The sequence below is a fragment of the Cupriavidus sp. 207A1 genome, from assembly GCF_057798955.1.
Genome location: NZ_JBYOJO010000006.1, coordinates 40586 through 52585, shown reverse-complemented (window position 1 = coordinate 52585; position 12000 = coordinate 40586). Strand labels below are relative to the sequence as shown.

Sequence of the window (12000 nt, the reverse complement as noted above, 5' to 3'; positions counted from 1 at the left end):
CATGGGTGCAATGATCAATGAGGACCGCTTCGGTGTCGTGTCGCTGACGATCAACGTGGCGAGCGTGGCCGCAGCAACGTCCGCAGAACAGACCTTCACCGTGCCTGGCCTGAAGGTCGGCGATTTCGTCGCGGTGGCGAAGCCCTCGCTGTCGGCTGGCCTCGCAATCGGCAGCGCGCGTGTCAGCGCCGCGGATACCGTCGCGATCACGTTTGTGAACGCCACTGCTGGCGCAATCGACCCGGCGTCGGAAACCTACCTGCTGTTCTGGTTCCGCCCGGAAAAGACCCCGCTGTCCGTCAACGTCTAAGGATCATCTGACATGGCCACGGTCAGCAAACTGGTCGAGCTGGCGCTGAAGGATGCCGGCGTGCTCGGCAATGGTCAGACGCCGAATGCCGACGATACGGAAACGGCCGTCGATACCTTGAACCAGATGCTGGCCCTGTGGCGCACCAGCAAGCTGGAGGTGTACTGCCTCCAGAAGCTCGTCCTGCCCATCGTCACGAATCAGGTGTCCTACACCATCGGCCCGGGCGGCAACCTGAACGTGGAGCGGCCGGTGTCGGTGGACTTTGCCGCCTGGCGCAATGGCACGCTGCAGAGCGACATGCTGTACCGCCTGCGCCTGCTGACCGATCTGGCGGCATGGCAGAACATCACCAACCAGACCATCAGCGCGTGGCCGGCCTCGGCTCTGTATGAGCCGACTTTCCCCATGGGGACCCTGTATGTGTGGCCGCAGCCGAGCAGCGGTCAGATCGAACTGACGGTCAAGGCGTTCCTGCCGGCGAATCTGGTCATTGGCGACGACATCACGCTGCCGCCTGAGTACTACGCGCCGATTCGATTCAACCTCGCCGAGTGGCTTTGCGGCGCCTTCGGCGCACCGCTGCGCCCTGACATTGCCAAGCTGGCATCCAGCACCCTGCGCAAGCTGAAGCGCGTGAATACGCGCGTGCAGAACCTGCAGATGCCCGCTGGCACACCGGCCGGCCAGGGCATCGGCCGGCTTGACATCATCGACAATCAATACAGCAACTGATGCCGCGCATCCCGCTCACCACCGGTGCCGGCTCGACCCGGAGCAAGATCGCCGGCACCGGCCGCCAGGTGAATCTGTACGCCGAGATCAACCCGCCTGGCTCGCCCGCGCCCGTTACCTACTACGGCACGCCCGGCCTGAAGCTGTGGAGCACGATGCCGGGCTCGGGTGAGGTGCGTCTCCAGTTCGTGGCGAGCAACGGCGTGCAGTTCGCTGTGCGTGGTTCGAAGCTGTACCGCTACGCCTCGGGCACGTGGACTGAGCTTGCCACTCTGTCGACGCTGACCGGTCGTGTCGTGGCAGCGGATAACGGCACGGTCGCGGTCTTCGTGGACGGCACCATCAATGCGCCTGTCGTGACGCTGGCGACCTTCGCCGTGTCCGTCATGTCTGGTGATGGCTGGTACGGCGCCAACTTCGTCTTCTTCATCAACGGCCGGTTCGTCTTCAACAAGCCTGGCACGCAACAGTTCTACTGGACCGGGCTCTACACGACCACGCTCGACCCGCTGGACTTTGCCAGCGCTGAGGGCTCGCCTGACGACATCGTTGCGATGGTGGTCGATCACCTGGAGCTGTGGCTGTTCGGGCCGACGAGCCTGGAAATCTTCTACGACTCGGGCGATCCGGATGCTCCGTTTGCCCGCATGCAAGGCGCCTTCAACGAGGTGGGCTTGCTTGCGCCGCACTCGGTCAACCGTCTGGACAACACGATCTACTGGCTCGGCCGGGATCGGAATGGCGGCGGGATGGTGTTCCGCGCGCAGAACTACCAGCCGCAGCGCGTTAGCGACCACGCGCTGGAAACGGCCATCGCCAGCTATTCGACGGTCGATGACGCGTTCTCGTGGACGTATCAGCAGACCGGGCACACCTTCTTCCTGCTGACTTTCCCGACAGCCAAGAAGACGTGGTGTTTCGATGTGGCGAGCAGCCTGTGGCACGAGCGCGAATACCGCCTCTCGGATAACGCCACGACGCGGCACCGCGCCAACTCGCACGCCTTCTTCGACAACAAGAATCTGGTGGGCGACTTCGAGAACGGCAACATCTACGAACTGGACCTAGACACCTACACCGACAACGGCGACGAAATCCTTCGGTTGAAGGACTTCCCGCACATGGTCACGGACGGATACCGGCACTTCTTCCGCCAGTTCGTGCTGGACTGCCAAGTCGCGGTGGGCAATGGAGGCACGCCGACGCCGGGGGAGGTGGACCCCGAAATCTGGCTGTCGTGGTCCGATGATGGCGGCAATACCTGGTCGTCCACGCTGGTGCAGAAGCTGGGCAAGATCGGTGAGTTCTGGCGGCGCGTGCAATGGAATCGCCTTGGCTCAGGCCGGGACCGCGTCTTCCGCATCTCCACCACTGCGAATGCCAAGTTCGCCATGCAGGGCGCGTTCATCGAGTCGGATCGGGGCACTTCGTGAGCACGGTTGACCTCCCGAATATCCGCGAGCCGTTCATCGACGCGCGCACGGGCCAGATCAGCCGGCCGTGGTGGATCTGGCTGCAGCAGTTGATGACCCGCATCGGTGGCTCGAACGGAACCGACATCACTGCGCTGCAGGGCGCGGTGAATGCCCTGATCGCACTGACGACTGCCCAGAGCAACGAGATCAGCGGGTTTGTGCCTCTGCCGCCCGGCCTCGATGAGGGAGTCGACGAGGGCATGGTCTACGTGCCGCCGCAGGATTTGTCTGTGACGGCGCCGGTGCAGTCGGTGTTTGGCCGGACTGGCGCTGTCGTGGCGCAGAGCGGGGACTACGCGGTCGGGCAGGTGACGAATGCCGCTTCGGTGCTGCTGACGTTGGCCCAGTTCGCTGCGACCACCTCGGCACAACTGGCCGGCGTGATCGCCGATGAGACTGGCTCGGGCGCGCTGGTTTTCGGAACATCGCCGACACTGACCACGCCGAACATTGCCAGCATCGTCAACACTGGCACGCTGACGCTTCCCACCAGCACCGACACGCTGGTGGGCCGAGCGACGACCGACACGCTGACGAACAAGACTCTCACATCGCCGACGGTCAATACCCCGACGATAAGCGGCGGGACAATCAATAACGCATCGGTAGGCGCGACCACGCCAGGCACCGGCGCCTTTACCACCCTGTCCAGTAGCGGGGTGGCGTCTCTTGGGGCTAGTTCCACGGTGGGTGGTGTGGCGATTGTCACGACGACCGGCACACAGACGCTCACTAATAAGACTCTCTCCAGTCCAACGATCAACACACCGACAATATCTGGTGGAACGCTCAACAACGCGCCTATCGGCGGCACAACCCCTGCGGCAGCCACCTTCACAACGCTGACCGCAACCGGCTTCGTTGATGCGCAGAATGGCTTGGCGGTGACAGGCGGCTTTGTCCCTTCACAGACAGCCGGCATCGTCGGCACGACCACGAACAACAACGCGAACGCGGGCAGCGTGGGCGAGTACGTCAGCAACACCGGCGCAGGCGTCGCGCTCGCCTCAGCCGTCACGGCAAACGCAACTAGCATCAGCCTCACGGCGGGCGATTGGGATGTGTCCGGGTCGATCCAGTTCGTTCCGGCCGGCACCACGACCATTGCGGGCATCGCCTCCGGCATCAGCACGACATCCGCGACGCTGGGCGGTGTGGGGAGCTTCAATTCGACGCAGGCCACGCACACCACGGGCGCGGCGCAGATTCAAAGCTCGCCGGTGCTGCGGCTCAGCCTGGCAGCGACAACCACGGTGTATCTGGTGGCCAACTCGACCTTCGGTGTCAGCACCATGTCGGTCAATTCACTAATCCGGGCACGAAGGGTGCGATAGATGGCAATCACTTGGAAAACCCTCGGTCAGGCGATCCTGACGGCGGGCAACACGACCATGTACACGGCGCTGGCCGGCACGCGCGCGAGCGTTTCGGCGGCGCAGCTATGGAACCCGACCGGCGCCCCCGTCACGGTTTCTGTCTACCTGTTCGATTCAGGCGGCGCAGTGGGAGACGGCACGAAGATCGACAGCATCAGCGTGCCGGCTGGTGGCGCAAAGACCGTGTTCGGGCTCATCAACCAGAAGGTAGAGCCGGGCGGCTCCATCGTGGCGACCGGCAACGGCGTGACGCTGACTATCAGCGGCTCGGAGTCGGTATGAACCTGGTCCCGCGCGTGACACCGGAAGTCAGCTTCTGCCTGAGCGAGCGCGAGAAGGTGATGCGTTTGGAGCGCGCCCTGACCGAGCTTCCGCAGGTTGAATGCCCGGTGTGGCATCACTTCGCCCCCGGCCTGTACGCCCGGAAGATGCTGATCCGCAAGGGCACGGTGCTGACCGGCGCGGTGCACAAGACCGAGCACCTTTGCATCATCTCCGGCGACATCGAGGTCACTACCGATGACGGCATGAAGCGCATCACGGACGCGCACGCAATCCTCACCTCGAAGCCTGGCGCCAAGCGCGCCGGCTACGCGCACGAAGACACCTACTGGACGACCGTGCATGCCACGGATGAAACCGACCTCGACAAGCTGGTCGAGGAACTGACCGAGTCCACGAATCAGGAGCTGCTGGGCGGCTCGCAGAACAAGCAATTGATCGCCAATCGGCTGAAGGAGTTGAAATGAGCTTCGGTATCGTCGCGACGGTAGCCGCAGGGGTTGGCGGGGCCCTCATCAGCGCACAGGGGGCGAAGAAGGCCGCGCGCGCACAGGGTGATGCGGCGGCCCAGCAACTGGGATTCCAGCAGGAGGTCTACGACCAAGCGCGCGAGGACCAGGCGCCGTATCGTGACATCGGATACAACGCCCTGTACGCGCTGACGCAGGGCGCCGGGATGATGAACCCCGACCAGTACGCCCAGGAACGCTTCCTGCGCGACTGGAAGGCGCAGAACCCGGATCAGCCCGCACCAGACTGGAATGACCCCAACGTCCAGGCGCAGGTGCAGAACTACAAGAACTCGCTGCCGGCGCTGTACGGCCAGTCTGGCAACCTGATGCGCGACTTCACCGCGCAGGACTTCCAGACCGACCCGGGCTACCAGTTCCGCATGGGCGAGGGCCAGAAGCAGATCGAGTCGTCGGCGGCCGCGCGCGGCGGTCTGCTGTCGGGCGCCGCGGCGAAGGCGCTGACGAAGTTCAACCAGAACTTCGCTTCCAACGAGTACGGCAACGCCTTCAACCGCTTCCAGACGCAGCAGACCAACCGCTTCAACCGGCTGGCCAACCTGGCCGGTGTCGGGCAGAACGCCACCAATGCGACGCAGGCCGCCGGCCAGAACTTCGCCGCCGGCGCCGGCAATGCCGCGCAGTACGGAGGCAACGCGCAGGCATCCGGGTACGCCGGGCAGGCCAATGCGTTGGCCTCTGGCCTCGGCACGATCGGCAGCGGTGCAAACCAACTCTTCGGCCGCGTCAGCACTTACGGGTAACAGGCAATGGCAACTCAAATCGATCCGCTCGCCTTCCAGAAGGGCTTTGCTGCAACGCAAGAGGTTTTCGACAGCGCGCGCCGGAACCGGCTGGCCGAACTGGCGCTGAACCAGCGTGAGCGCGAAATGCAGCAGCAGAATGCGCTGGCCGGCGTCGTCGGGAACACGGCGAACTACGACGCATCGGGCAACCTCAAGCGCGAGGTGCTACCCCAGATCGCTGCCGCGTCGCCCACCGCGCTGCCGCAGTATCAGAAGCTGATCTCGGACCAGACGACCCAGCAGGCCGCCGCTCAGAAGGCACAACGCGACCAGCTCATGGCGCAGTTCGACTGGGCCGACAAGAACATGGCCGGCGTGCAGAATCAGGCGCAGTGGGATGAATTCCGCGCGCGCGCCTCGCAGGTCTATCCGGACGTGGCCGCTCGGCTGCCGGCACAGTTCGATCCGGCGGCGATCCAGGCCAACCGCATGAAGATTATTCCGGTGATCGAACAGTGGAAGGCTGAGAACGCCGCTGCACTGCAGAACCAGCGTCTCGGTCAGGATCAGCGCCAATTCGATGCCCGGCAACAGCAGCAGGAATCGCAGTTCGCTCGCAGTCAGACTACCACGCAGCGCGGTCAGGATATGGCGAATCAGCGCCAGATGGAAGCCGGTCAAGTCGCGCGCGACGCCAAGACGCAGGAGCAACTCGACAAGAAGGTGAATGCCTTCTCGACGCAGCTCGACAAGACCAACATCCCGCAGTTCGAGTCGCTGCTGTCCGACATCGAGGGGGACATTGCGCGGCTGCAAAAGGGCGACATTCCAGGCTTTGGTCCGGTGGCTGGAAACCTGCCGCAGTTCCTGCTGTCGCGCGAGGGCCAGTTGCTGCGCCAGAAGATCGCCACGCTGCAGAACCTGACCCTAAAGGATCGGTCGGGTGCGGCGGTGACGAATCAGGAACTGAACCGGCTGCTGAACGAACTCGGCACCGGCGTTCTGTCCACGGACGACCAGCTGCGCAGTGGCCTGACGAACGTGCGCCGCAACCTCGATGCGGTCAAGCGCAACGTCATCGCTGGCGTGGACGATGCCACGCTGAACGAATACCAGTCGCGTGGCGGTCTGCAATTCCAGCGCGGCGCAACGCAGCAGGCGCAGCAACCCGGCAGCCCGCAGCGCGTCGCCAGCAAGGCTCAGTTTGACGCGCTGCCGTCTGGCACCCTGTTTGTTGCTCCAGACGGCACGACCCGGAGGAAACCGTAATGGCTAACTGGTGGGATTCTGCCCCCAAGGCATCGCCGCTCGACGTTGCGCTGGCTGCTGAGAACGTAGAACCGAAGCTGGCCGACATCGCGCGCAGTGTGTACATGCAGGAGTCGGGCGGCGGCCGAAATACCAAGACCTCCAATGCGGGTGCGGTCGGCGGGATGCAGATCATCCCCTCGACGTTCTCAAGCGTGGCCGACAAGGGCTGGGACATCAACGACCCGGTTCAGAATGCCCGCGCCGGCGTACGCTATCTCGCCAAGCTGTACGAGCAGGCCGGCGGTGATCCAGCGCTGACCGCGGCTGGCTACTACGGCGGCCCCGGTGGTCTCGAAAAGGCGCGCCGCGGCATCGCCGTGTCCGATCCTCGCAATCCCAAGGCGCCGACCACGCTGGAATACGGCAAGCAGGTCGCAGGGCGCATTCTGAACGCTGGGGTGCCGTCCGCCCAGGCCGCCACGCCGGACAGCGCACAGGCTGCTGAAGGGGAATGGTGGTCGGCTGCGCCGGTGATTGAATCGCCGCAAGCGGCCGGCGCATCCACTTCCGGCCCGGCTCCCGCTGCCGCGAAAGCGCGACCGCAAGAGGCCGGCATGCTGGCGAACCTCGGGCGCGGTGTCGCACAGGGCCTCACGGCTGACGTGATCGGTGGGCCAGCGCAACTGCTGCGCAACATCGTCCCTGAGAGGGTTGGGCGTGCCGTGGATGCAATCGGCAACCGCCTGGCCGATCTTGGGCTTCCTGTCGCCCGCGTCGACGGCGCCGAGGATCTGAACCGGCAAATCCGCGAGCAAGAGGCGCAATATCAGCGCGACACGGAAGGGTCGGTTGCGGCGGGCATCGGCCGTGTCGGCGCCAACGTGGCCGGGCTGCTTGGCGCTGGCGGTAGCGGTGCCATCAGCGGCGGTGGCCGCGCAGGTCAGGCTTCGGCGCGTCTCATCGGTGGGGGACAAGGCGCGCAGAATGCCGGGCGCCTGATCGGTATGGCAGCCGGCAGTGGGGCTCTTGGCGCCGCGTCTGGTGCAATCTCGCCAGTCACCGAAGAAGGCGAATTCGGCCAGAATAAGCTTGCGCAGATCGCTACCGGGGCCGGCGTGGGTGCGGCTCTGCCGCTGGCCGGCGCAGGTGCTCGAGCTGTGGGGCGCGGAATCGGCTCGGCAACGCTTGGTTCCGTAAGCCCGCAAGTTGCGCAACTGGCGCGGCGCGCGCAGGAGCTTGGGATTGACGTGCGCCCCGATCAACTGGCGAACACGCGCCCGCTCAATGCCCTGTCGGCTGCACTGGACTACGTGCCTTTCAGCGGGAAATCGGCCGCACTGAACCGCCAGCAGAAGCAGTTCAATACGGCGGTGTCACGCACCATTGGCGAGAACACGGACGACATCGCAAAGGCCGTAGACAGCGCTGGGGCGCGCCTCGGCGCCGAGTTTGACCGCGTCCTGAAGACCACTGCCGTCAATGCCGACAATGCCTTCCAAGATGACCTGTCCCGCATTGTCAGCGACGCCAGGAACGAACTAACGGATGCGCAGTTTGGTGTGGTCACGCGCCAGATCGACAACATCCTGAGCAAGGTGCGCCAGGGCGATGTGATCGACGCCGAGGCAGCCTACAACATCAAGAAGGGCCTTGATCGCCTCGGCAAGAGCAATGACAGCAGCTTGGCGTTCTACGCGCGGGAGGTGCGGGGGGCGTTGCTGGATGCGCTGAATCAATCTCTGCCTGACGCCGGTGAGGCATTCCAGAAGACGCGCCAGCAGTGGGCCAATCTGAAGGAACTGGAGCGCCTGTTGCCGCGCGGGGCAGAGGGCAACATTTCGCCTGCACGTCTGGCGAATGCTCGCAACATCCGCTCGCAGGATTTGGGGGAACTGGCTGACATCGCCGGGCAGTTTCTGCGGCAGCGCGTCGGGGATTCCGGCACTGCGCAGCGCGCGGGCGTCTATGGCCTGCTCGGCAGTGGAGCCGCGATTGATCCGGTATCGGTGGGAGTTGGGCTGACGGCTGGGCGTGGCCTGAATGCGCTACTCGGCAGCAACCGGCTGGCCCAATCAGTGGTCGGACGGGCGCTCAACGGTGGTAACGCCGCTCCGGCCCTTCAGGCGCCGCAAAACGCGCTCCTTCAGCGGCTCGCGCCAAACCTCCTGCCAGCCTCTGTGATTACGGGCACGAACGCCATCAATCAGCCCTAGAACGAAATTCCAGGCCACCACGAAAGCCATTAACCACAGGCCCTTTTCGAGAATTTTGGGGTCAATCCAGTCCATCCGAAAAGAGTAGCACAAGCCCGACAGCCCGCAGACCGCGGGCTTTTTTTATGCCCGCCGCGTGCGGGCGCCGTCATTTCTGGGGTCATACATGACGCAGAGTCTGCTTCAAGAGCCGGTCCAATCCTACGAAGACAGCAACGGTCGGCCGCTCAACGGCGGTCAGCTGTTCACCTACGACGCGGGCACGCTGACGCCCCGGGCGACCTATCAGGACGCTGCCGGGACCATTCCGAACACCAACCCGATCATCCTGAACGAGCGCGGCGAGGCGGTCGTCTACGGCACCGGCAATTACCGGATGATCCTAAAAAACTCGGTCGGCGCGACGATCTGGGATCGGGACAACGTTGGGTCGTCGGCCAATGCCGCCGAGCAACTGCGGGCCGATCTGGCCAACTCGACGGACGCGGCACTTGGGGATGCGCTGGTTGCCGTCAAGCAGCCCTATGCCAACTCGGTGGCGCGCACGCAGCACCAGAAGAACAGCGACCTGTTCACCGGCATGGATGCCGGCATGGTGGGCGATGGCGTAGCGGACGACCTCGCGGCGCTGACGGCGGCGGCGGCCGGCTTCTCTGGCCCGGTGGACCTGCCAGCGGGCAAGCAATACAAGCTCGGCGGCTCCGTCGCAATCATCGGCTCCCATACCCTGTGGGACGCCCAGGGCGTGGCAGACACGCCGTACGACACCGACCGCATCCAGCGCACTGTGGATTCCGTCGGCACTGGCGCCAACCAGGTCGGCGGCCACATCATCCGCTCCACGATCAATGCCGGTGTGAATCACCACGAGTTCGGTTACTTCTCGGTCATCACCTCGAAGTCGACGGCGGCGATGGAGCACGTCGGCATGTACAGCCAGATTTCGTCGGCGGAGAACGGCGCATCGGTGATTTGGGGCGGCGTCGATGAAGTGAAGAACGTCCAGCCGGACGGCACCGGCACCAGCGTTAATCACGCCATGGCCGGTCGCGAAATCGACGTGGTCAACAAGTTCGCGTTCAGCGACACGCTCAAGAAGATTGGCGTTGAGTGCATCGCGTTCGGCGGCGGCGAGGCAACGGAAGCTTTCTCCGTCTATGCGGCCAGCAACACACGCGGCAATGGCACCTACAACTCCGGCCACTGGCGCTACGGCTTCCGCATCCTTGGCAACGCCATCGACGGCACCAACGGCGTCGGCTTGCAGATCCAGTCTAGCCACGGCTCCGGCATCCAGATTACCGGCGCCTCGGCCAACTACGCCATCCACCTGGCCGCAGATGCCGCATCCTCGGTTGGCCTGAACATCGAGGCGAACTACACGACGCCGATTGCCATCCCGGCTAACAAGAAGATCAACATGAACGGCGTGGCGGGCACGCAGGGCGCGGTCTATGACAGCACGCTCGGCAGCGGCGCTGTCATCCTGTCTGCGGCAGGGATGGGTGTCACCGGGCACACGACTCATCCCTCGGCCCTTGCAGGCGCCGCCTCGGCGCTCCCCGCAACGCCGGAAGGCTACCTGTCGTTCTGGGTGAACGGCACGCTGCGCAAAGTCCCCTTCTACAACTGATCGCATATGGACAAATCCTATATCCCGCTGGCCGACCACCTGAAGCTGCAGCACGAATTCCAACGCCTGCAGATGGAATATCTGGCCCAGCAGCGCCAGTTGAACCAGCTTCAGACCGTCGCAGTGCAGTCGTCGCTGGCTGACGTCGAAGCCAGGATCGCGGCGCTCCAAGCCGGCTGATTTACCAAGCATCAACGCCCGCCAAAGAGCTGGCAAACCGGGGTCTTACATGTCAGAACCGATCAGTAGCGGAGCAGCTTCTATGGCAGGCTGGAAACTCATCGGCGGAATGGCTGGCGCTGGCGCGATCGGCGCTGGACTAGCCTCCGTCGTCGTCATGTGCATCACCACGCCGCGGAGTCCGCGCGAGTGGGCTGTGGGGCTGATCTCCACTGTCGTCGGCTCCATCGGTGGCGGGGCGGCTGTGATCCAACATTACGGGCTGCAGTCGTGGGCCAATGAGCCGTTCGGGCTGGTGGCGATGCTCGGGCTCGTGTTCACGTGCGGCCTGCCGGCGTGGGCGCTGGTGCGCTGGCTGTTTAACTTCATCGAGAAGCACAAGGGGCAGGGTCTGGACGAGGTGGCGGCTGACGTGCGGAAGGGGCTGCAATGACGGCCCGCGACGCTCTGGAATCCGCCATTGGGCCGGCGCTGGCTCTCCTTCCGGCCGGCATGGGCACCGATCGCGCGCGCGTGATGCTGGTAGCCATCGGCCTGCAGGAAAGCCGGCTCACGTATCGGCGCCAGATCGGCGGGCCGGCGCGTGGCCTGTGGCAATTCGAGCGCGGCACCGAGAAATCGCGCGGTGGGGTGTGGGGCGTGTACCTGCATCCCGCCAGCCGTGAACTGCTCCGGTCGCTGTGCGCTGCCCGCCGCGTCATGTTTACGCCCGACGCGATCTATTCCGCTCTGGAGTCGGACGATGTGCTGGCGGCCGGCGTTGCCCGGCTGCTGCTCTACACCGACCCCAATCCGTTGCCGGCGCTGGCCGACGCCGATGGCGCGTGGCGGCTGTACGCCGAGCGGACGTGGCGCCCAGGCAGGCCCCACCGGAAGACGTGGGACGGCTTCCATGCGCAAGCCGTGGAGGCTGTGACATGAGCATCCTAGACCCGCGTTTGTGGCTGGCGGTGCTGGCTGCTCTCGTCCTGTCCTTCGGTGTCGGCTACCTCAAGGGGCGCTCCGATGGCCGTACCGTGGAGCGCGCCGCCCAGCAACAGGAAATCGACAAGTGGCGAGCCAACGCTGAGGCCGCGCACGAGCTCTACCTTGCCGCCCGCGACCGCAAGCAGATCGAGTACCGCACCATCACCAAGACCGTGGAGGCCGCCAAGCATGCGACGCCTGATATTACTGACTGCCGCACTGGTGATGACTGGATGCGCATCTACCGCGAGAACGCCGCCATCGCTAACGGCGGTGCCGTGCCCGCCAGTGCTGGAGACGCCGACCGGGTCGACCCTCGCTGAC

General features: G+C 64.7%; 14 protein-coding genes. All 14 read left to right on the top strand.

Annotated elements, in window-relative coordinates:
- The first annotated feature begins 1 nt into the window (after window position 1).
- The 14 genes from AC3FMM_RS12525 to AC3FMM_RS12460 all read left to right on the top strand — a co-directional run bounded on the left by AC3FMM_RS12525 (window position 2) and on the right by AC3FMM_RS12460 (window position 11999).
- Window positions 2-310 (top strand): hypothetical protein, encoded by a 309-nt coding sequence (locus tag AC3FMM_RS12525; RefSeq protein ID WP_488686715.1) that lies wholly within the window; start codon window positions 2-4, stop codon window positions 308-310.
- A 12-nt stretch (window positions 311-322) separates the two neighbouring features.
- Window positions 323-1045, top strand: a complete 723-nt coding sequence (locus AC3FMM_RS12520) for a hypothetical protein (RefSeq protein WP_488686714.1) — start codon at window positions 323-325, stop codon at window positions 1043-1045.
- Entirely contained in the window at window positions 1045-2478 is a 1434-nt protein-coding gene (locus AC3FMM_RS12515; protein ID WP_488686713.1) for a packaged DNA stabilization protein, read from the top strand. The genes AC3FMM_RS12520 and AC3FMM_RS12515 overlap by 1 nt, the downstream gene beginning before the upstream one ends.
- Entirely contained in the window at window positions 2475-3854 is a 1380-nt protein-coding gene (locus AC3FMM_RS12510; protein ID WP_488686712.1) for a hypothetical protein, read from the top strand. Before AC3FMM_RS12515 ends, AC3FMM_RS12510 begins: the two co-directional genes overlap by 4 nt.
- Complete coding sequence (locus tag AC3FMM_RS12505) at window positions 3855-4178, top strand: hypothetical protein (protein WP_488686711.1); 324 nt, start codon at window positions 3855-3857, stop codon at window positions 4176-4178. It begins immediately after the preceding gene.
- Complete coding sequence (locus AC3FMM_RS12500) at window positions 4175-4645, top strand: hypothetical protein (protein WP_488686710.1); 471 nt, start codon at window positions 4175-4177, stop codon at window positions 4643-4645. Before AC3FMM_RS12505 ends, AC3FMM_RS12500 begins: the two co-directional genes overlap by 4 nt.
- The gene (locus tag AC3FMM_RS12495) at window positions 4642-5451 is read left to right on the top strand and encodes a hypothetical protein (protein ID WP_488686709.1); all 810 of its coding nucleotides are present in this window, start codon (window positions 4642-4644) and stop codon (window positions 5449-5451) included. The genes AC3FMM_RS12500 and AC3FMM_RS12495 overlap by 4 nt, the downstream gene beginning before the upstream one ends.
- A gap of 6 nt (window positions 5452-5457) precedes the next feature.
- Window positions 5458-6702 (top strand): hypothetical protein, encoded by a 1245-nt coding sequence (locus tag AC3FMM_RS12490; protein ID WP_488686708.1) that lies wholly within the window; start codon window positions 5458-5460, stop codon window positions 6700-6702.
- A complete protein-coding gene (locus AC3FMM_RS12485; protein WP_488686707.1) occupies window positions 6702-8897 on the top strand; it encodes a lytic transglycosylase domain-containing protein in 2196 nt (731 codons plus the stop codon). Before AC3FMM_RS12490 ends, AC3FMM_RS12485 begins: the two co-directional genes overlap by 1 nt.
- Before the next feature lie 166 nt (window positions 8898-9063).
- On the top strand, window positions 9064-10530 hold the full coding sequence (locus AC3FMM_RS12480) for a hypothetical protein (protein ID WP_488686706.1): 1467 nt from the start codon (window positions 9064-9066) through the stop codon (window positions 10528-10530).
- A gap of 6 nt (window positions 10531-10536) precedes the next feature.
- Complete coding sequence (locus AC3FMM_RS12475; protein WP_488686705.1) at window positions 10537-10710, top strand: hypothetical protein; 174 nt, start codon at window positions 10537-10539, stop codon at window positions 10708-10710.
- Between the two features lie 82 nt (window positions 10711-10792).
- Complete coding sequence (locus tag AC3FMM_RS12470) at window positions 10793-11143, top strand: hypothetical protein (RefSeq protein WP_488686704.1); 351 nt, start codon at window positions 10793-10795, stop codon at window positions 11141-11143.
- The gene (locus tag AC3FMM_RS12465; RefSeq protein ID WP_488686702.1) at window positions 11140-11631 is read left to right on the top strand and encodes a hypothetical protein; all 492 of its coding nucleotides are present in this window, start codon (window positions 11140-11142) and stop codon (window positions 11629-11631) included. The genes AC3FMM_RS12470 and AC3FMM_RS12465 overlap by 4 nt, the downstream gene beginning before the upstream one ends.
- A complete protein-coding gene (locus tag AC3FMM_RS12460) occupies window positions 11628-11999 on the top strand; it encodes a hypothetical protein (RefSeq protein WP_488686701.1) in 372 nt (123 codons plus the stop codon). Before AC3FMM_RS12465 ends, AC3FMM_RS12460 begins: the two co-directional genes overlap by 4 nt.
- Window position 12000 lies beyond the last annotated feature (1 nt).